The 20,496-nt window shown below is 70.3% G+C and carries 19 protein-coding genes; 2 read left to right on the forward strand and 17 right to left on the reverse strand.

The genetic code is table 11. The features are described 5' to 3' along the window. Positions 1-19 precede the first annotated feature (19 nt). The 15 genes from nuoK to mqnC form a co-directional block, all read right to left on the reverse strand. Positions 20-319: an NADH-quinone oxidoreductase subunit NuoK gene (nuoK, locus tag MXD61_RS22085; RefSeq protein WP_163548232.1), complete on the reverse strand. Its 300-nt coding sequence runs from the start codon at positions 317-319 to the stop codon at positions 20-22. After that, positions 316-1,191 carry an NADH-quinone oxidoreductase subunit J gene (locus tag MXD61_RS22090; RefSeq protein WP_248815354.1) on the reverse strand — a complete coding sequence of 292 codons (876 nt, stop codon included), beginning with the start codon at positions 1,189-1,191 and terminating at the stop codon, positions 316-318. Before MXD61_RS22090 ends, nuoK begins: the two co-directional genes overlap by 4 nt. Beyond that, on the reverse strand, positions 1,188-1,760 hold the full coding sequence (nuoI, locus tag MXD61_RS22095; RefSeq protein ID WP_248815355.1) for an NADH-quinone oxidoreductase subunit NuoI: 573 nt from the start codon (positions 1,758-1,760) through the stop codon (positions 1,188-1,190). Before nuoI ends, MXD61_RS22090 begins: the two co-directional genes overlap by 4 nt. A 3-nt stretch (positions 1,761-1,763) precedes the next feature. Continuing rightward, positions 1,764-3,074, reverse strand: a complete 1,311-nt coding sequence (nuoH, locus tag MXD61_RS22100) for an NADH-quinone oxidoreductase subunit NuoH (protein ID WP_248815356.1) — start codon at positions 3,072-3,074, stop codon at positions 1,764-1,766. After that, positions 3,071-5,563, reverse strand: a complete 2,493-nt coding sequence (locus MXD61_RS22105; protein WP_248815357.1) for an NADH-quinone oxidoreductase subunit G — start codon at positions 5,561-5,563, stop codon at positions 3,071-3,073. The genes nuoH and MXD61_RS22105 overlap by 4 nt, the downstream gene beginning before the upstream one ends. Continuing rightward, positions 5,560-6,861: an NADH-quinone oxidoreductase subunit NuoF gene (gene nuoF / locus MXD61_RS22110; protein ID WP_248815358.1), complete on the reverse strand. Its 1,302-nt coding sequence runs from the start codon at positions 6,859-6,861 to the stop codon at positions 5,560-5,562. Before nuoF ends, MXD61_RS22105 begins: the two co-directional genes overlap by 4 nt. A 2-nt stretch (positions 6,862-6,863) precedes the next feature. Next, a complete protein-coding gene (gene nuoE / locus MXD61_RS22115) occupies positions 6,864-7,544 on the reverse strand; it encodes an NADH-quinone oxidoreductase subunit NuoE (RefSeq protein WP_248815359.1) in 681 nt (226 codons plus the stop codon). Next, complete coding sequence (locus MXD61_RS22120) at positions 7,544-8,875, reverse strand: NADH-quinone oxidoreductase subunit D (RefSeq protein WP_248815360.1); 1,332 nt, start codon at positions 8,873-8,875, stop codon at positions 7,544-7,546. Before MXD61_RS22120 ends, nuoE begins: the two co-directional genes overlap by 1 nt. Positions 8,876-8,888: 13 nt before the next feature. Continuing rightward, positions 8,889-9,623 carry an NADH-quinone oxidoreductase subunit C gene (locus tag MXD61_RS22125; RefSeq protein WP_248815361.1) on the reverse strand — a complete coding sequence of 245 codons (735 nt, stop codon included), beginning with the start codon at positions 9,621-9,623 and terminating at the stop codon, positions 8,889-8,891. Continuing rightward, on the reverse strand, positions 9,620-10,390 hold the full coding sequence (locus MXD61_RS29015; protein WP_372511886.1) for an NADH-quinone oxidoreductase subunit B family protein: 771 nt from the start codon (positions 10,388-10,390) through the stop codon (positions 9,620-9,622). The genes MXD61_RS22125 and MXD61_RS29015 overlap by 4 nt, the downstream gene beginning before the upstream one ends. Next, complete coding sequence (locus MXD61_RS22135) at positions 10,381-10,743, reverse strand: NADH-quinone oxidoreductase subunit A (protein ID WP_163548224.1); 363 nt, start codon at positions 10,741-10,743, stop codon at positions 10,381-10,383. Before MXD61_RS22135 ends, MXD61_RS29015 begins: the two co-directional genes overlap by 10 nt. A 216-nt stretch (positions 10,744-10,959) precedes the next feature. Beyond that, a complete protein-coding gene (locus MXD61_RS22140) occupies positions 10,960-12,276 on the reverse strand; it encodes a geranylgeranyl reductase family protein (protein ID WP_248815362.1) in 1,317 nt (438 codons plus the stop codon). Positions 12,277-12,530: 254 nt separating this feature from the next. Beyond that, complete coding sequence (locus MXD61_RS22145) at positions 12,531-13,250, reverse strand: demethylmenaquinone methyltransferase (RefSeq protein WP_248815363.1); 720 nt, start codon at positions 13,248-13,250, stop codon at positions 12,531-12,533. Further along, a complete protein-coding gene (gene add, locus MXD61_RS22150) occupies positions 13,247-14,314 on the reverse strand; it encodes an adenosine deaminase (RefSeq protein ID WP_308222820.1) in 1,068 nt (355 codons plus the stop codon). The genes MXD61_RS22145 and add overlap by 4 nt, the downstream gene beginning before the upstream one ends. 2 nt (positions 14,315-14,316) lie before the next feature. Beyond that, positions 14,317-15,537, reverse strand: a complete 1,221-nt coding sequence (gene mqnC, locus MXD61_RS22155; RefSeq protein WP_374629365.1) for a cyclic dehypoxanthinyl futalosine synthase — start codon at positions 15,535-15,537, stop codon at positions 14,317-14,319. A 493-nt stretch (positions 15,538-16,030) separates the two neighbouring features. On the opposite strand from mqnC, the gene MXD61_RS22160 reads away from it, so the two are divergent. Further along, positions 16,031-17,395, forward strand: coding sequence for a DUF222 domain-containing protein (locus MXD61_RS22160; protein WP_248815365.1), 1,365 nt, complete (start codon positions 16,031-16,033; stop codon positions 17,393-17,395). 70 nt (positions 17,396-17,465) lie between these two features. On the opposite strand, the gene MXD61_RS22165 is transcribed toward MXD61_RS22160, so the two are convergent. Both MXD61_RS22165 and MXD61_RS22170 read right to left on the reverse strand, forming a co-directional pair. Continuing rightward, a complete protein-coding gene (locus MXD61_RS22165; protein ID WP_248815366.1) occupies positions 17,466-17,729 on the reverse strand; it encodes a hypothetical protein in 264 nt (87 codons plus the stop codon). 66 nt (positions 17,730-17,795) lie between these two features. Beyond that, complete coding sequence (locus tag MXD61_RS22170; protein ID WP_308222821.1) at positions 17,796-19,325, reverse strand: serine/threonine-protein kinase; 1,530 nt, start codon at positions 19,323-19,325, stop codon at positions 17,796-17,798. Between the two features lie 144 nt (positions 19,326-19,469). Between MXD61_RS22170 and MXD61_RS22175 the strand changes: the two genes are divergently transcribed. After that, the gene (locus MXD61_RS22175; RefSeq protein ID WP_248815367.1) at positions 19,470-20,492 is read left to right on the forward strand and encodes an NAD(P)/FAD-dependent oxidoreductase; all 1,023 of its coding nucleotides are present in this window, start codon (positions 19,470-19,472) and stop codon (positions 20,490-20,492) included. The last annotated feature ends 4 nt before the right edge of the window (positions 20,493-20,496 follow it).

Consider the following 20,496-nt stretch of genomic DNA (forward strand, 5'->3'; position numbering starts at 1 on the left):
CTCGTCCGTTCTTCCGTGATCAGTACTTCAGCAGGTTCACGTCGTCCACCGACGCCGAGCGGCGGGTCCGGAAGATGCTGAGGATGATGGCGAGGCCGATGACGACCTCGGCCGCGGCGACGACCATCACGAAGAACGCCATGATCTGGCCGTCGAGGGTGCCGTGCAGCCGGGAGAAGGTGACCAGGGTCAGGTTCGACGCGTTGAGCATCAGCTCGATCGACATGAACACGACAATGGCGTTGCGCCGCACCAGCACCCCGGCGGTCCCGATCGTGAACAGCAGCGCCGCCAGAATCAGATAGTTCGCCGGATTCACTGCTCATCCCCCTTACCCGCGGCTCCCTTACCCGCGACTCCCTTACCCGCGGCTCCCCTACCGGCAGCCCCGGCCAACGCCGAATCCCCGTCGTTCGCGGCGGGTTCGGGCGACTCAGCGGGTTCGGGCGACTCAGCGGGTTCGGGCGACTCGATGCCCGGGATGCCCCCGATACCCGAGGCCCGCCCGCCGCCGGGTAGCAGCCCCAGCGTGTCCGCCGAGTCGTGGCGGGCGAACACCCCGGGCCCGGGCAGCGGAGTGACCTGCCCGCCGGAGGCGAAGCGCCGCCGCATCCACTCCTGCTGGCCGACCGGGCCGCCGTCACGTTCGCGGTGGCCGAGCACCATCGTCCCGATCGCGGCGACGACCAGCAGCGCCGAGACGGCTTCGAAGACGAACACGTACTGGCTGAACAGCAGCCGCCCGATCGCCTGGACGTTGCCGCCGGTGTTGGCGGTCTCAAGCCCGTCCCCGCGGACGCCGTCGATCGCCGAGCCGATCGGGAAGACCAGCAGCCCGGCGAACCCCAGCCCGAAGATCACCGCGCCGAGCCGTTGCCCGCGGATGGTCTCCACCAGCGAGTCGGACGAGTCGACGCCGACCAGCATCAGCACGAACAGGAAGAGCACCATGATCGCGCCCGCGTAGACGATGATCTGCACGAAGCCGAGGAACGGCGCCTGCTGCAACAGGTAGAACACCGCGACGCAGAACAGGTTCGCCACCAGCAACAACGCCGAGTGCACGGCGCTGCGCACCAGGATCATCCCGAGCGCGGCCAGCACCGCGACCGGCGCGAGGATCCAGAACGTCACCGCCTCCCCGGTGGACGTACTGGTCAGCTCGCCCGCGGCCGTCACCAAGGAGCTCATCGGGTCTGGCCATCGGGCTGGCCATCGGGCTGGTCAGCGCTCTGGCTCGCGACCTGCCAGGGCAGTGGCGCGTCCGGGTCACGCAGGTAGTAGTCGGTCTCGGTCTCGCCGAGGCGCAGCGGATGCGGCGGGGCCTCCATGCCCTCGGCCAGCGGCGCGAGCAGCTGCTCCTTGGTGAAGATCAGGTCCTGGCGGGAGTCGTCGGCGAGTTCGTAGTCGTTCGACATCGTCAGGGCCCGGGTCGGACACGCCTCGATGCACAGCCCGCACAGGATGCAGCGCAGGTAGTTGATCTGGTAGACCCGGCCGTAGCGCTCCCCCGGAGAGAAACGTTCGGTCTCGGTGTTGTCGGCGCCCTCGACGTAGATGGCGTCCGCCGGGCACGCCCACGCGCACAGTTCGCAGCCGACGCACTTCTCCAGCCCGTCCGGATGCCGGTTGAGCTGGTGGCGGCCGTGGAACCGCGGCGCGGTGGCCTTCTTCTCCTCGGGGTACTGCTCCGTCGTCGGCTTCTTGAACATCGTCGAGAAGGTGACGCCAAAGCCCTTGTAGGGATCGAACACGCCCATGTCTCAGCCCTCCTGGCGCGGCTGGTGGTCCACGGCGACGACGGATGCGGGGGTGGCCGTCGGCTGTTGCGGCGGTGGCCACGGAATGTTCTCGAGGCTGGGTGCCTCGGCGAGCTTGCGGCGCTCGGTCTCCTCGAGTTCCCGCTGGTAGCGACCGCCACCGGGATCGATGAGCGCGACTATGACGAGAACACCGACCACCACCCCGATGCCGATCAGCCATGGTGTGCGGTCGTCGACGTCCTTCTGGTAGACCCGGAACACGGCGATGATCAGCACCCAGAGCAGTCCGACCGGGATGAGAACCTTCCACCCGAACGCCATGAACTGGTCGTAGCGCAGCCGCGGCAGTGTGCCCCGCAGCCAGATGAAGAAGAACAGGAACAGCAGCAGCTTGAGCACGAACCAGATGATCGGCACCCAGCCGTGGTCGAGACCGGACAGCCCCGGAATCGGCGGCGGCTGCCAGCCACCGAGGAACAGCGTGGTCGCGATCGCCGAGACGGTGACCATGTTGATGTACTCGGCGAGGAAGAAGAACGCGAACTTGATCGAGCTGTACTCGGTGTGGAATCCGCCGACCAGTTCACCCTCGGCCTCGGGAAGGTCGAACGGCGTCCGGTTCGTCTCGCCGACCATCGAGATCACGTACAGGACGAACGACGGCAGCAACGCGATGTACCACCGTCCCGACTGGCTTTCGACGATCCCGGACGTCGACAGTGTCCCGGCGTACATGAACACCGCGACGAACGACAGGCCCATCGCCACCTCGTAGGAGATGATCTGGGCGGCCGAGCGCAGCGAGCCGAGCAGCGGATAGGTGGAGCCGCTCGACCAGCCGGACAGAATCAGTCCGTACACCCCGAGTGAGGCCGCGGACAGCATGTACAGCACGCTGACCGGCAGGTCTGCGAGTTGCAGCGTGGTGTGCTGCCCGAAGATCGACACCTGCGGTCCGAACGGGATCACCGCGAAGGCGAGGAACGCCGGAATCGCCGAGACGATCGGCGCCAGAACGAAGATCGGCTTGTCGGCCAGCGCCGGGATCAGGTCTTCCTTGAGCATGAGTTTCACGCCGTCGGCGAGGCTCTGCAGCCATCCCCTGGGCCCGTGCCGGTTCGGCCCGATCCGCTGCTGCATCCGCGCGACGACCTTGCGCTCGAACACGATCGCGAACAGCGTCATGAGCAGCAGAAACGCGAAGACCGCCACGGCCTTGACCAGCACCAGCCAGAACGGGTCCTGCCCGAACCCGCTCAGATCCGGGTCCACCGGCGCCGCGAACACCGCCGTGCCCACAGCCCCGTTCACCGCCCTCCCTCCGGCCTGACGCCGTTCACCGACAGCTGGCCGAAGCTGGACGGTGGCAGCCCACTGGCCGCGATCCGCACCACCGCCCCGGCCGACGCCCCCAGCGACCGGCGCACATGCGAGCCGGCCGAATGGGTTGGCACCCAGACCACCCGATCCGCCATCGCGGTCACCGCGCACGCCAGTGTGATCGACCCGTGCCCGGTGGAGACCCGCACCGGCTCCCCGTCGCGCACCCCGATCTCGGCCGCCGTCGCCGCCGAGAGCCGCACCACCGAGGCACGCGCGGTGCCCGCCAGATACGGCTCGCCGGCCAGCAGCACCCCGTCGTCGATGAGCTGATGCCAGCTGGCCAGCACCGCCTCACCCACGCCCGGCACCGCCGCCGGCGCGGCGGGTTCCGTCGGTGCCGGCACCCGCGCGATCTGGGAGCCGACCCGTCCGACGCCGCGCAGCTCGCGCGCCGCCGCACCGGTGTCCGGCAGGCGCAGGTCGATGCCCATCTCGGCGGCCAGCAGGTGCAGCACGCGGACATCGGGCAGCGCCGTGGTCGACAGCGCCCGCTGGAACGGCCGCAGCCGTCCCTCCCAGTCGACGAACGACCCGGCCTTCTCCGCCACCGGCGCGACCGGCAGCACCACGTCCGCGATCTCGACGATCGACGAACGCCGAACCTCCAACGACACGCAGAACGGCACCCGGGCCAGCGCCGCCAGCGCCGCCCCCGGGTCCGGCAGATCCTCGGCGTCGACCCCGGCGACCAGCACCGCGTCCAGCCGGCCGCCGACGGCCGCCGCGAGAATCCCGCTGGTGTCCAGTCCCGGCGCTCCCAGCAGCCGCGTCCCCCACACCGCCTCGACCTCGGCCCGCGCGGCGGGGTCGGCCACCGGCCGTCCACCCGGCAGCAGCGAGGGCAACAGCCCCGCCGACACCGCACCCCGCTCGCCCGCCCGCCGTGGCACCCAGGCGAGCGCCGCACCGCTGGCGTCGGCCAACCGCAGTGCCGCGGACAGCAGCCCCGGGATCTGCGCCGCCCGCTCACCGACGAGGATGACCGCGCCGGAGGCCCGCACCGCCCGCGCCGTGGCGGCCAGCGGATCGGTCTCCGAGCCTCCCGCCCCCACCGCCGCGAGCGCGTCGACGATGGCCGGCTCGGCCCCGGGTTCGGCGCTCACCCATGTCGCGTGCAGTTTCGCGAGCCCCCGGCTCACCAGCGGCGCGAGCGCGTGCACCGCCGTGGCCGACTTGTCCGCGGCCTTGCGCAGCCGCAGGAAGACGATCGGGGACTCCTCCTCCGGTTCGAACGCCACCAGCAGCACCGTGGGTGCCGCCTCCAGATCGGCGTAGGTCACCCCGATCCCGGTGCCGGCGACCGCGTGGCCGAGGAACTGCTCCTCCTCGGCCGAATGCGGCCGTGCCCGGAAGTCGACGTCGTTGGTGTTCAGCGCGACCCGGGCGAACTTCGCGTAGGCGTAGGCGTCCTCGCGGGTCAGCCGTCCACCGGCCAGCACCCCGACGCCGTGGCGGCCCCGGCACTCGGACAGTCCCCGCGCCGCGTACTCCAGGGCCTCGCTCCAGGTCGCCTCGACCAGCTGCCCGGACTCGTCATCGCGGATCAGCGGGGTGGTCAGCCGGTCGGCTCCGCGGGCGTAGGTGAACGCGAAGCGGCCCTTGTCGCAGTTCCACTCCTCGTTGACCGCCGGGTCGTCGCCGGCCAGCCGCCGGGTGACCCTGCCGCGCCGATGGTCGGTACGCAGGCTGCACCCGGACGCGCAGTGCTCGCAGGCCGTCGGGGTGGAGACCAGGTCGAACGGGCGGGCCCGGAACCGGTAGGCGGCGCTGGTCAGCGCGCCCACCGGGCAGATCTGCACGGTGTTGCCGGAGAAGTAGGACGAGAACGGTTCCCCGTCGCTGATCGCGACCTGCTCGTCGGCGCCCCGCTCGAACAGTTCGATGAACGGGTCCCCGGCGATCTGCGCGGAGAACCGGGTGCACCGCGCGCACAGCACGCAGCGTTCCCGGTCGAGCAGGATCTCGGTGGAGATCGCCAGCGGCTTCGGGTAGGCCCGTTTGGTCTCCCTGAACCGCGAGGACGCGCCACCGTTGGCCATCGACTGGTTCTGCAGCGGGCACTCGCCGCCCTTGTCGCAGATCGGGCAGTCAAGCGGATGGTTGAGCAGCAGGAACTCGATCGTGCCGGCCTGGGCCTTGCGCGCCACCGGGGAGGTGAGCTGGGTGCGGACCACCATGTCGGCGGCGACCGTCGTGGTACAGGCGGCCACCGGTTTGCGCTGGCCCTCCACCTCGACGATGCACTGCCGGCAGGCGCCGACCGGGTCGAGCAGCGGATGGTCACAGAACCGCGGGATCTCGATGCCGAGCAGTTCGGCCGCCCGGATGATCAGGGTGCCCTTGGGCACGCTGACCGGCTGCCCGTCGACGTTGAGCGAGACTAGATCTGCTGCCGGGGTCGTTGGCGCGACGGTCATGGTGTCAGTGCGCTCCCGCGTAGGCCCCCGTCGGGGCTGCTGTCCGGTTTCGTGGTCACCGCGCTCACCGGGATGAACTCGTCCCGGAAGAACTTGATCCCCGACACGATCGGCGAGGTGGCCCCGTCTGCGAGGGCGCAGAACGCCCGGCCGAAGATGTTGTCGCAGGCGTCGACGAGGGTGTCCACGTCCTGCGCGTCGCCCCCACCGGCCTCGATCCGCTTGAGGATCTTCACCATCCAGCTGGTGCCCTCGCGGCACGGCGTGCACTTGCCGCACGACTCGTGCGCGTAGAACTCGGTGAGCCGGCGCACCACCTTGAGCATGTCCGTCGTCTCGTCCATGATCATCAGTGCGGCGGTGCCGAGCAGCGAGCCGGCCTCCTGCATGCCCTCGAAGTCCAGCGGCGCGTCGAGGTGGTCGGCGGTGAGCATCGGCGTGGACGAGCCACCCGGTGTCCAGGCCTTCAGCCGGCGCCCCCCGCGCACCCCACCGGCGAGCTCCAGCAGCTCCCGCAGCGTGGTGCCCATCGGCGCCTCGTACTGGCCCGGCCGGGTCACGTGCCCGGACAGACTGTAGATCTTCGGTCCGGGCGACTTCTCCCGGCCCATCGATCTGAACCAGTCCGCGCCGTGGTTGACGATGAACGGCACGCTGGCGATCGTCTCGACGTTGTTCACCACGGTCGGCGACGCGTACAGCCCGTGGGTGGCCGGAAACGGCGGTCGCAGCCGCGGCTGCCCGCGCCGTCCCTCCAGCGAGTCCAGCAGCGCCGTCTCCTCGCCGCAGATGTACGCCCCCGCCCCGGAGTGCACCACCAGGTCAAGATCGAAACCGCTGCCGAGGATGTCGCGCCCGAGGAACCCCGCCGCGTACGCCTCGGCCACGGCCGCCCGCATCCGCCGGGCCGCGTGCACCAGCTCACCGCGCAGGTAGACGTACGCCTGGTTGGCCCGCACCGCGTACGCGGCGATCACGATGCCCTCGATCAACGAGTGCGGATCGGCCTTCATCAGCGGCGCGTCCTTGCAGGTCCCCGGCTCCCCCTCATCGGCGTTGATGACCAGGTAGTGCGGCTTGCCGTCGCCCTGTGGGATGAAGCCCCACTTCATCCCGGTGGGGAAACCCGCGCCGCCCCGCCCGCGCAGCCCGGAGTCCTTCACCAGTTTGATCAGGCTGTCCGGGTCGCCGGCCAGCGCCGTGCGCAGCGCGACGTACCCGTCCAGACGGCGGTAGGTGTCGATCGTCCACGACTCCGGCGTGTTCCAACGCCGGGTGAGAACCGGAGTGACGGGCATCCTCAGCTCCCCTTCGCCTCGGCGCCCGCCGGCGCCTGCTCGGCAGTCCACCCAGCGGCCTCGGCCAGCAGCAGGCCAGCCACCGACGGCTGCCCGACTCCCGGCCCGGCGACTCCCTCTGGTCGCGGGTCGGCGAACCCGGCGAGCTGGCGGGAGACCTCCGCGAACGAGCACAGCGGCCCGCCCCGCGTCGGCGCCGGCCGCTGCCCCGCGCGCAGACCCTCGACGATGGCCTGCGCACTGTCCGCGTCGACCTGGTCGTAGAACTCGTAGTTCACCGTCAGTACCGGCGCGTAGTCGCAGGCCGCGAGGCACTCGGCGTGTTCGAGCGTGATCTGGCCATCCGGCGTCGTCTCGTCATGCCCGACCCCGAGCTGCTCCCTGATCCGGTCGTAGACGTCGTCCCCGCCCAACAGCGCACAGGACAGGTTCGTGCAGACCGAGACGAGGTACTCGCCGACCGGATGGCGCTTGTACATGGTGTAGAAGGTCGCGACCGCGCCGACCTCGGCGGCGGTGAGGCCAAGCCGCTCGGCGCAGAACGCGACACCCTCGGTGGTCACACAGTTCTGCTCGGCCTGCACCAGGTGCAGCAGTGGCAGCAGCGCCGAACGCGACCGGCCGGCCGGATAACGGGCGATGATCTCCGCCGCCGCGGCGTGGGTCTCCGGTGAGAACGTCATCAGCGGTCCACTCCCCCGAGCACCGGGTCGACCGAGGCCACCCCGACGATCACGTCCGCCACCTGGCCACCCTCGGTCAGCGCCGGCACGGCCTGCAGGTTGACGAAACTTGGATCGCGCACATGCACGCGGAACGGCCTGGTCCCGCCGTCGGACACCACGTGGTAGCCAAGCTCGCCGCGGGGCGACTCGACCTGGGTGTACACCTGCCCCGCCGGCACCCGGAACCCCTCGGTGACCAGCTTGAAGTGGTGGATGAGCGCCTCCATCGAGGTGCCCATGATCTTTCGGATGTGCTCGAGGGAGTTACCCATCCCGTCCGAGCCGATCGCCAGCTGCGCCGGCCAGGCGATCTTCTTGTCGGCGACCATGACCGGCCCCGGCCGCAGCCGGTCCAGACACTGCTCGACGATCTTCAGCGACTCGCCCATCTCGTTGAGTCGCACCAGGTACCGGGCGAACGAGTCGCCGTCGAGCTCGGTCGGCACATCGAACTCATAGGTCTCATAGCCGCAGTACGGCATCGTCTTGCGCAGGTCCCAGGGCAACCCAGCCGCCCGCAGCACCGGGCCGGTGACCCCGAGCGCGATGCATCCGGCGGCGTCGAGGATGTTGACGTCCACCATCCGGGCCTTCCAGATCGGCTGCCCGGTGAGCAGCCGGTGGTACTCCTCGATCCGCTTGGGCATCTCCAGGAGGAACTCGCGGATCGCCCGATCGGCCCCGTCCGGCAGGTCCTGCGCGAGGCCACCGGGCCGGACGAACGCGTGGTTCATCCGCAGCCCGGTGATCAGCTCGAGAAGGTCGAGCACCTTCTCCCGCTCCCGGAAGCCGAAGATCATCGCGGTGGTGGCGCCGAGTTCCATGCCGCCGGTCGCCAGCCACACCAGGTGGGACGCGATCCGCTGCAGCTCCATCACCAGTACCCGGATCACCGTGGCCCGTTCGGGGATCTGCTCGGTGATGCCCAGCAGCCGCTCCACCGACAGGCAGTACGCGGTCTCGTTGTACAACGGCGACAGGTAGTCGGCCCTGGTCAGGAAGGTGACCGCCTGCGTCCAGGTCCGGTACTCGCAGCTCTTCTCGATCCCGGTGTGCAGGTAGCCGATGACCAGTCTGGTCTCGGTGACCGTCTCGCCCTCGATCTCCAACACGAGTCGCAGCACCCCATGGGTGGACGGATGCTGCGGCCCCATGTTGACGACGATGCGCTCGGCCTCCTGCTCGCCGTGCCCAAGCACATCCTCCCAGTCACCACCGGTGACCGTATAGACCCGCCCGCTCCCGGACTCGGCATAGCCAGCCTCATAGGGCTGGGACGTCGTCGTCATCGCGCACCTCGGATCACGAGTAGCTCCGGCGCTCGTCCGGTGGGGGGATCGTGGCGCCCTTGTAGTCGACCGGGATGCCGCCCAGCGGGTAGTCCTTGCGCTGCGGATGCCCGATCCAGTCGTCGGGCATCATGATCCTGGTCAGGCCGGGATGCCCGGTGTAGACGATGCCGAACAGGTCGTAGGCCTCCCGCTCGTGCCAGTCCGCGGTCGGCCACACCGATGTCAGACTCGGCAGCGTCGGGTCGTCGTCCCCGACGCTGACCTCGACCCGCAGCCGGCGGCGATGGGTCATGGACGTCAGATGCACCACCGAGTGCAGCCGCCGTCCGGTGAGATCGGCCGGGTAGTCCACCCCGGACAACGACGACAGCAGCTCGAAGCGCAGCCCCGGATCGTCACGCAGGGTCTGTGCCAGCGCCAGCAGCGCCTCGCGCCGCACATACAGCGTCAGTTCCCCGCGATCGACCACGGCCCGCTCGACTGCCTCGCCGAGCTGCGGAAAGACCCGCTCAAGGGTGTCGTAGACGGTGTTCGCGTCGGCGTCGACGAAGGGCCGCTCGCTGCTGGTGAGCACCGGAACCGGCGCCACCAGCCCCCCGAACCCGGAGGTGTCGCCCGTCCCACCGGCGCCGAAGGCGTCCTGGCGCAGGCCCGGCCCGCGCGCCTGCCCGCCGGCCGCGACCGGTTCGCCGGCCGCGACCAGTTCGCCGGCCGCGTCCTGCGGCGTACCGTTCTCGCCGCTCATGAGCGCGACTCGGCAGGGCCGGACTCGTCGCTGGGCGCCGGGTCGATCGGCGCCCGCTTGTCCCGACCGAACACCGAGGTCGGCGTGACCGCCGCGGGCCGCCGAGCGTCGAAGTCCGCGTCGACCCCACCCCGGCCGGTGGTCGCTGGCGCACCGGCTGGAATCTCGAACCGCTTGCGGTCGTTGACCGACAGCGTGCGCGTGTCGAGCGCCCCCGCCGGCAGCCCCGCCCGCGCGGTGGCCACGTCGATCGGCTTCGGGTACGGCGAGTCACCCGGCTCGGTCCAGGCGGTCTGCCCGCTGACCGGCCCGGCGAGGATCTTCTCGTGCAGCTTGAGGATCGCGTCCATCAGCATCTCCGGCCGCGGCGGGCAGCCCGGCAGGTACATGTCGACCGGAACGATGTGGTCGACGCCCTGCACGATCGCGTAGTTGTTGAACATGCCGCCGCTGGACGCGCACACGCCCATCGACAGCACCCACTTCGGGTTCGGCATCTGGTCGTAGATCTGGCGCAGCACCGGCGCCATCTTCTGGCTGACCCGGCCGGCGACGATCATCAGGTCGGCCTGCCGGGGACTGGCCCGGAACACCTCCATGCCGAACCGGGACAGGTCGTAACGGCCGGCTCCGGTCGACATCATCTCGATCGCGCAGCAGGCCAGACCGAACGTCGCAGGCCACAGCGAGGAGCGGCGGGACCAGTTCGCGAGCTTCTCGACGCTCGTCAGCAGAATGCCGCTCGGCAGTTTCTCCTCTAGTCCCATTCCAGACCTCCCCGGCGCCATTCGTACGCATACGCGACGAAGATCGTCGCCATGAACAGCGCCATCGCACCGAGCCCGAACACCGCGAGACTGTCGAACGCGACCGCCCACGGGAACAGGAAGATGATCTCGATGTCAAAGACGATGAAGAGCATCGCGGTGTTGTAGTACTTCACCGGGAACCGCTGCGGGCCGGCCGGCGCCGGGGAGGGTTCGATGCCACACTCGTAGGCGTCGATCTTCGCCCGGTTGAACCTACGCGGGCCGGTCAGCGCACCGGCCGCAACGGAACCGACCGCGAACAGCGTCGCGATCGCCATCAGTACGAGGATCGGCACGTAGTTCGAAAGCATGCCGAACTCCTCCCCTTCAGAAGAGTGTTACCGGATGTTTTCTGGGGTCCAGCTTCCGGGCGCGGCTCACCGCGCGCTCTCGCCGCGAATGCTCTCGCCGCAGGCGCTGTCGGCTCCGGCGGCGCCCGCCGCACGGCCCCCCCGCTGGCCTCCCCGCCGGCACAACACGTCGATCCAGCCCACCTGGGACCTGGCCGGACCGACCCGGGTAACACGTCAGGCCGCGGGGGCGAGGCGGGTCATCGCATTGATCAGTCGGTCCATCGCATCCCCTCCCCGAGGGTCGGTCAGATTTGCCATGATCTTCAGCAGGAACCGCATGAGCAGCGGCCGCGGCAGACCGTACTTCGCCCCGAACGCCATCACCGTGGGATTCCCGATAAGCTGCACAAAGTAACGCCCAAGGGTATAGTAACCCCCGTATCGGGCGCGCATCAGTTCCGGATAGTGCGACAGCGCGCGTTCCCGCGCCGGCCCCTGCGCCCGAGCCAGTGCCTGGACGGCGACCTCCGCCGCATACCGGCCCGATTCCAGTGCATAGGCGATGCCCTCGCCGTTGAACGGATTAACCATGCCGCCGGAATCGCCGACCAGCAGGACACCATCCCGGTAGTGGGGGGTACGACTGAAACCCATCGGCAGCGCACTGCCGCGCACCGGCCCGGTCGCGTTCTCCTCGACGAAGCCCCATTCTGGCGGCAGCGCCGCCAGCCAGCGGCGCAACAGATCCTGGTAGTTCGTGTTCTGGAACGCGCTGGTCGTGTTGAGCAGACCCAGCCCCACGTTGCTGGTACCGTCACCCACCCCGAAGATCCACCCGTAGCCGGGCAGCAGCCGGCTCTCCCGCGGCCGCCCCTCCCACAGTTCCAGGTGCGACTCGAGATGGTCGTCGTGCGTGCGGGTGCTGCGGTAGTAACGGCGCACCGCGACCCCGAGCGGCCGATCCTCCCGCCGCCGGATGCCCATCGCCAGGGCGATCCGCGCGCTGTTGCCGTCCGCCGCGACGACCAGTGGCGCCCGGTAGGTCACCGGCTCGCGGTCCGGACCGGTACGTGCCCGCACCCCGACCACGCGGCCGCTGCGCTCGTCGACCACCGGCGCGGTGACGGACGTGCTCTGCGACAGCCGCGCCCCCGCCTTCTCGGCGTGCCGGGCGAGCAGTTCGTCGAAGTCGAGCCGGGGCCGCACCAGACCGTAGCCAGGCCAGTTGGCCAGTTCCGGCCAGGGAAGTTCGAGCCGGACGTTGCCCCCGACGATGCGCAGCCCCCGGTTGCGCGCCCACCCCGCGGACTCGGACGTGTCGATGCCCATCTCGATGAGGCTGCGCACGGCGCGCGGCGTCAGCCCGTCACCGCAGACCTTCTCCCGCGGGAAGACGGTCTTCTCCAGCAGCAGGACGTCCAGCCCCGTACTGGCGAGGTGATAGGCGGCCGACGAACCGCCGGGCCCGGCTCCCACCACGATGACATCGGCGTCGGCCGTCCCACTGCCGCCGCTGCCGCCGCCGTCGGTGCCTGCCGTTGCCTTCGCCACCAGCACTCCGGATCTCTACCGAGGGATCGCTACCGATCGCTACCGAGGATGGTCCGTTCGGGCCGCTCGTGAAATTCTTCACGAGCACCCCCGGCGAGTGTAGGCCCTACGCAGGCCAATCGCACCAACCAGGACGCGGAGATGGCTGGACGAGTCGAATTCGAACACCGGGCGACCACTCCCAGCAATAACGATCACCCGTCAGTAACTTTCACGCCCCAAGCCATCCGTACCAGCCTGGTATAATCCCCAGCTCAGCCGGCGTACCCCCGGTGCAGCGCGACAACCCCGCCGGTGAGGTTGCGCCATCCCACCCGCGTCCACCCGGCGTCCCGCAGCAGGTCGGCCAGATCGGCCTGCGCCGGCCAGGCCCGGATCGACTCCGCCAGGTAGACGTAGGAGTCAGGGCTACTGCTCACCGCCCGAGCCACCCGCGGCAGCGCCCGCATCAGGTACTCCAGGTAGACCGTTCGCCACGGCCGCCATACCGGCCGGGAGAACTCGCAGACCACGAGGACACCCTCCGGTCTGGTCACCCGCCGCAGCTCCGCCAGGCACCGCCGGGTGTCAGCCACGTTGCGCAGCCCGAAGGAGATCGTCACCCGATCGAACACCGCATCCGGAAACGGCAGCGCCAGCCCGTCGCCCGCGGACAGCACCAGCCGCCCCGCCGACAGCTCCAGCGGCCGCTGGCCCAGCCGCCGCTGTCCCTCCCGCAACATGCCCAGCGAGAAGTCACAGGCCACGACATCGGCCCCCGCCTCGGCGAAGGCCCGCGAGGACGTCGCCGTACCCGCCGCGAGATCCAGCACCCGTAGCCCCGGGCGCAGCTCCAACGCGGCCGCCGCCGCACTCCGCCAGACCCGGTCCAGACCACCGCTGAGGACGGCGTTGGTCAGGTCATAGCGTCCGGCGACCCCGTCGAACATCGCCGCGACCTCCCGCGGCGCCTTGTCCAGCCCCGCCCGGCTCACGGCGCCACCGCCCCGATCCGCGCGAGCGCCGCCGGCGCCGCCACCCCCGCGGCCCGCTCGACCGCGTCCCAGTCGGTCGCCTCGCCGAGCCTGCGCAGCCCCACCCGGACCGGCTCCTCGCACAGCGCCCCCGCGACCCCCGCCGCGTACAGCTCCCGGGCCGGCACACCCAACCCGGCGGCCACCGCGTACTCGGTCTCCAGGTCGGTGCCGAACATCGCCGGATCGTCGGTGCCCAGCGAGCACGCCACCCCCGCGGCCCGCAGCTCGGCCAGTGGATGCTCCTCCAACGTCGTCACCGACCGTGTCCGCAGATTCGACACCGGACACACGTCCAGCACGACCCCCTCGTCAGCGAGGCGCCGCACGAGCGCCGGATCCTCGATCGCCCGCACCCCGTGCCGGATCCGCCGGGCCCCCAACGTGTCCAACGCCCCCCGCACCGACTCGACCCCCACCGTCTCTCCCGCGTGTGGGACCGCCGCCAGCCCCGCCCCGCGCGCCCGCGCGAAGACCGGTGCGAACGGCTCCGGCGGATGCCCCACCTCCGGCCCGCCGAGCCCGAGTCCGACGATGAGCCGCTCGGGATCCCTGCGCGCGAACCGCGCCGACCAGTCCGCCACCTCCATCGCCGCGTCCACCGGCAGGACCCGGTCGATGTCCGGTGTCAACCGCACCTGGACGCCGTACCGTGCCTCGGCCTCGAGCGCACCGTCCAGATAGCCGTGAAAGATCTCCTCGACCCGCACCCCGCGGTGCACCCGGTACCAGGGCGAGAAGATGCCCTCCACGTACACGGCACCGGCCGCCGCCGCCTGCGCGGCGTAGTCCACCACCACCTGGCGGAAGTCGGCCTCGGTGCGCATGACGTTCGTCGTCATCACCCAGACCTGGATGAAATGACTGAAGTCGCGAAACCGGTAGAGCTCCGTGAGTTCCGCCTCCGTGCGCACCGGCAACGCCTCGTTGTTGCGCCGGGCCATCGCCAGCAGGGTCGCCGGCCGTACCGTCCCCTCAAGATGGACGTGTAGTTCGATCTTCGGCCCGGTAACCGTGGGGGCCACCGTCACGTGGTGCTGACCAGCGGCAGTGCCGTCGAGGAGAAGTGCGAGGCGACGCGGTCATCGACCGGGTCGAGCGTCGGGTCACGATGCACGACCAGATGCCGGTAGAGCGTGTCCCGCTGCGCCGGGATGCGCCCGGCCGTGCGGATCAGCGAGATCAGCTCGGACCGGTTCGTCCGATGCCGCGCCCCCGCCGCCGACACGACGTTCTCCTCCAGCATCACCGACCCGAGATCATCCGCCCCCATGTGCAGGGTGAGCTGCCCGACCTCCTTGCCGGTGGTCAGCCACGAACCCTGCAGGTGGGCGATGTTGTCGAAGAACAGCCGCGCGACGGCGACCAGCCGCAGGTACTCCAGCGTCGTGGCCTGGGTCCGCCCACCCAGGTGGTTGTTCTCCGGCTGGTACGTCCACGGAATGAACGAACGGAACCCCCCGGTGCGATCCTGCACCTCACGGATCATCCGCAGGTGCTCGATCCGCTCGGCGTTCGTCTCCCCCGTACCCATCATGAACGTCACCGTCGACTCGACGCCGAGCCTGTGCGCCGTCTCCATCACCGACAGCCACACGTGCCCCGGCTCCTTCAGCGGTGCGATCGCCCGCCGAGGACGCTCGGTGAGAATCTCCGCCCCCGCGCCGGCGAAACTGTCCAGCCCCGCATCCCGCAGCCGGACGATGGCCTGCTCCACCGTGATGCCCGAGGTCCGGGAGATGTGCATGACCTCGCTGGCACCCAACGAGTGCAGCGTGAGCTGCGGATACGCCGCCTTGATCGCCGAGAACGTCTGCTCGTACCACTCGATGCCGAACTCGGGATGGTGCCCGCCCTGCAGCATGATCTGGGTCGCGCCCAGCTCGACCGCCTCACCACACTTGGTGATGAGATCGTCGACGTCGCGGACCCAGCCCTCCTCGTGCTTCGGCGCGCGGAAGAACGCGCAGAACCGGCAGGCCGTCACGCAGACGTTCGTGTAGTTGATGTTCCGGTCAATGATGTACGTCGCGATCCCATCGGGATACCGCCGTCGCCGTACCGTGTCCGCCGCGCCACCCAGCGCATGCAGGGGTGCGCGTGTGTAGATCAGCAGCGCCTCCTCAGGTGAGATGCGCCCACCCTCGGCCGCCCGCTCCAGGATTTCGCGGATCTCGCGGGCCTCACCCCCCGCGCCGCCGTCGCCCCGACCCACCGGAATCTCGCCGTCGACATCCACAACACTCACTCCAGGATCGTACGACCTGCCCTCCCACCAACGGGCCGAGTCGCCCCGCCAGCTACCTCACCCGCCACACGACCCAGCCCCGCCCAGCGCAGCGCAGCGCAGCCCAGCCCAGCCCAGCCCAGCGCAGCCGACGGTTCCGCGGAACCGCGACCGCCCACCTGCACGTCCCAGCCCACCAGCACGAGAAGTCAGTGCCGTGTTGGCGCGCCGACACCGGTCCCGATCCGACCGCCGGACTGTTCCGCGGAACCGCGGACGCCCACCAGAGCCGCACATCTCACTACCAACTGCCACCAGGCGCTACCGGCGACTACCGGGACCGGGACCGGGACCGGGACCGGCAAGGCCTCGAGGCGGTTCCGCGGAACCAGGGTCGAGCTGTTCGATCTGACGTTCGAAAATATTCGCTCACATGGTCGAAAAATTCCGCGCCGCGTGAGACACTGAATCTGTCAGCAACCACCCGATCCTCACCCCTGAACCGGTGATGACCATGACGGACAGCCCCAGCCCTGCGCTCGATCCCGAGCAGGCCCCTCTTGATGACGTCGCCCAAGCCCTACGTCGCTGGTCCGTGCGCCTCGCTAAGGCCAGCCACATCTGGTTGACCGCCATCGCCGCCTTCGACCGTCGTGAGGGCTGGACCGAACTCGGTGTCCGGTCCTGCGCCCACTGGCTCGCCCTCCATTGCGGCCTGGATCTACGCACTGCTCGCGAGCACCTCGCCACGGCCCATGCCCTGTCCCGGCTTCCGTCCTTGAGGGCCGCATCCGCCGCCGGCCTGCTGTCCTACTCCAAGCTGCGCGCGGTCACCCGCGTTGCCACTCCCGACAGCGAGGCCGACTGGCTGGACCGCGCCCTCAGAAACACCGCCAGCCGCCTCGAGCGTCTCGTCTCCCGCCGCAGCCAGCAGGCCGCCGACCCCGCGAAGCTGCGCGCTGCCCGCGCCCTCTCCTTCAGCCACAACCCCGACGGCACCATCCGCCTGACCGCCACGCTCGCCCCCGACGACGCCGCCATCCTCATCGCCGCCATCGACGCCGCTCACGCGAGCCTCGAGGCGAACAGCGGCTCCGAGCCCGTCGGCCCGCCCGCCGACGGCGACTTCGCCCAGGCCCCACGCGGGCGCGCCCAGGATGCCGATGCCCTCATCGCGCTCGCCGAGGCGTTTCTTCACCACAACGCCCCGGCCCTCCAGGACTCCCCGCACGCCCTCACCGTCCATCTCACTGCCCCCGACGTCGGCGACGAGCCCGCGCAGGAAGAGTCCCGTCCGCCGATCTCCGATGACGAGCAGGAGCGGCAGGAGAGGGAAGTCGACGAAGACGAGGGCGAGGTGCAGGAGCCGGTCCGCCCGCCCAGCCGCTTTCCCCCGGGCATCGCCGCTGTCCTGGGTTGGGGCATCGGGCTACCGCCCGCCATGGTCAGCCGCCTCGCCTGCGACACCATGATCCGCGCCCTGGTCAGCGACCCCCAGCGCAATCCCCTGCATCTCGGTCGCCGCCGCCGCCATCCCACACGCCGTGTGCGTGACGCCGTCTACGCCCGAGATCAGGGAATCTGTCAGTTCCCGGGCTGTGACCACACTCGGTGGCTTCAGATACATCACTGCCACGAGTGGCACGCGGACAAGGGCGAAACGAACGTCGAGCTGCTCCTGCTCATCTGCGGCGCCCACCACCGCGCCATCCACGACCAGGGCCTCACTGCTCATCGGGATCACGACGGAACGGTCACTGTCCGTGCCCCTGATGGGCAATGTCTGCGGAGCAGCCCCCGGAACGTGCCGAGCCCCAGCGTCGTCAATCTCGACGATCCGGTTCTCTGCGATGAAGACGGCCATGGGCTCACCGTCTGAACAGGCGAAAGGCGGGCACGCGCGATCCGGCGCATGCCCGCCTCACCGATGGAGAGAGACCGGCTGTAGATCAGTGGCCGGGGTTCGAGCCCGGGCCGTCTCGTCCGGTGCCGGGAGCGACATCCGTCTCGTAGCCGCTGGTCGGCATAGCGGGCGGATTCGGGCCGGGGCTGGGGCTGCCGTGGGAGTGGGCGCGGTTGGTGACCTTCGCCTGCATGTCCTTGATCTTCTGCCGGTTCTCGGGTTTGGTCGCTGCGGCCTTGGCCTTGTCCACCATCTCTCGGGTCTTCGGGCTGTGCAGAAGTTCGTTGATCTTCGTTGTAATGCTCGCCATGGTGTCGGTGTACCTGCCCGACGGCAGGTTTACGCCTGTCGGGGGTGGGCCTCGAAGTCAGCGGCACTAACCGGACGAGGAACCGGTGAAGGGGTCCTTCGCCTGGTTCCACCAGCTGTCCAGGTGATCGTTGACGCTGTCGCTGATCGAGGTGGTCGCCTTGTCCCAGAATCGGGTGCGCTGCTCGTCGAGCATCGAGGCGATCTGATCGATGGCGGAGAGGAGCAGGAGAACGAACAGGATGAACAGGATCGTTCGCTTGAAAGGGATCCGAAGCCTCAGCCGACGCCGTGGGCGAGGCTCCCGCCGTGGGCGAGGCTCCCGCTGGGCCGGAGGCGGGTAGGGCTGGGCCGGCGGGTAGGGCTGGGCCGGCGGGTAGGGCTGGGCCGGCGGGTAGGGCTGGGCCGGCCTGGCCGGATAGGGAGCCGGCGCCGGGGCGGGGCGGGGCGGAACGGGGCGGGGCGGAGGCTGCTGGTCCTCGTATTCGACGAATCCGCGGCGGCGGCGGTTGGGCGCGGCGAAGTCGTCCGCGGCCCTGGGCCGGGGTTTGGCCGGTTCAGCGGGGGCTGCGGGGGCTGCGGGGGCTGCGGGGTCCTCCCACCAGTTGCGCTGCTCGCTGGTGCGGGCGATCCGGGTCGGCTCCGGGCTGCGCTCCGCGACGGCGCCGCGGCCCTGCGGCCAGGTGCCGTTGAGGGCGGCGGAGGCGGCGGAGGTGGCGGCTCGGGCATCGCCGTCCGGGGGGAGGCCGTTGCCGAGCAGTGTGAACAGCAACCGCTCGCTGGACGGGCGGTCCCGGGGGTCGCGGGCCAGGGCGGCGGCCACGACGGGAGCGAGATCGGCGGGGATGCGGCGCAGGTCGGGGCGACCGTGCAGGATCTTCTCGGCCATCTGCTGGTACGTGCCGTCGCCGTAGGGATGGCCGCCGACCGCGGCGTAGCCGATGACCAGGCCCCAGGCGAAGACATCCACGGCGGGGCCGATCGGCAGGCCGCCGTCCATCTGCTCGGGGGCCATCCAGCCGATCGAGCCGAGGACGAAGCCGGTCTGGGTGCGACCCTGGGAGGCGTCCAGCGCTCGGGCGATGCCGAAGTCGATGACGCGGGGGCCGGAGTAGGAGAGCATGACGTTGCTCGGCTTGAGGTCTCGATGGACGATGCCGACCCGGTGGATCGCCGTCAGCGCGCTGGCCACGCCGATCGCCACGCCCTGCAGCGTCGACAGCGGCAGCGGGCCGGAGTCCTCGATCTCCTCGTCCAGGCGGACGCCGTCGATGTACTCGGTGACCAGGTAGGGGCTGCGCGCGTCCGGGTCGGCGTCGAGGACCTGAGCGGTGCAGAACGGTGCGACGCGGCGGGCCGCGGCGACCTCGTCGCGGAAGCGGGCGCGGAACTCCGGGTCCGCGGCCAGGCTCGAACGGATGACCTTCAGGGCGACGTGGGCGCCGCTGGGAGAGCAGGCGAGATAGACGGTGCCCATTCCGCCCTCGCCGAGGCGGCGCACGATCCGGTAGGCGCCGATAACGGTCGGATCGCCGGGGCCGAGCAGGTCGCCCCTGGTCACGCCCGCGGACCGGCGCAGGTCCGTCGATCGATCCACCCTTCCACGCTAGCCCCCTCGGGCCGCCACGCGGCGGCATCTGTCCATCATCCGACCGGTGGGGCCTGTCCGGCAGGTCCGGCAGGATGGGGCTGTCCCGGCCGTACCGGAGCCAATCCCATCCGATGGAGGACTGCGATGCCCATGGCGACAGCTGATCATGCCGAGCGGATCGACGTGGACATGCTGGACGTGGACATGCTGATCGTCGGGGCGGGGCCGGTGGGGCTGTTCGGGGCGTACTACGCGGGGTTTCGCGGGATGTCCGTGGCGGTGATGGACGCGCTGCCGACGGTCGGCGGGCAGATCACCGCGATGTACCCGGAGAAGGTGATCTACGATGTGGCCGGGTTCCCCGCGGTGCGTGGGCGGGAACTGATCGACGCGCTCGTCGCGCAGGCCGCCCCGTACCAGCCGGAGTATCTGCTCGGCCGGCAGGCGATGGAGCTCGCGTCCGATCCGGAGGCTCAGGCTGTGGTGGTGACCGACGCCTCGGGTGGGCGGGTGCGAGCGCGGGCTGTCGTGGTGACCGGGGGGATCGGGGCGTTCGCGCCGAAGCCGCTGCCCGGGATGGCCGGGCGTCTGGGGCGGGGGTTGTCGTACTTCGTGCCGCGGCCGCAGGAGCACGCCGGGCGCGATGTGGTGGTGGCCGGTGGCAGTGACAGCGCGGTGGACTGGGCGCTGGCGCTCGCCCCGGTGGCGCGATCGGTGACGTTGGTGCACAAACGCGAGCAGTTGCGGGCGCATCCGGCGGCGCTCGCCCGGCTCGAGGCGTCCGAGGTGCAGGTGCGCACACTCACCGACATCACCGCCGTACACGGGGACGACTGGATCGCGCAGGTGGAGCTGGTCGATACCCGCGACGGCAGCCGGCAGACCCGGCCGGCGCAGGCGATCATCGCGGCGCTCGGGTTCGCCACTGATCTCGGGCCGCTGACCCGCTGGGGGCTGACCGTGCAGCGGCGACGCATCATCGTCGGTCCGGCGATGGTCACCGGGGTGGAGCGGGTGTTCGCCGCCGGGGATGTCGTGGACTATCCGGGCAAGGTACGTCTCATCGCCACCGGGTTCGGCGAGGTCGCGACCGCCGTCAACAACGCGGCGCCGATCATCGACCCGAACGCGAAGGTCTTCCCAGGCCACAGCTCCGACGACGGCGCACACTAGGGGC

Source organism: Frankia sp. AgPm24 (genome assembly GCF_023243055.1).
Taxonomy (GTDB): domain Bacteria; phylum Actinomycetota; class Actinomycetes; order Frankiales; family Frankiaceae; genus Frankia; species Frankia umida.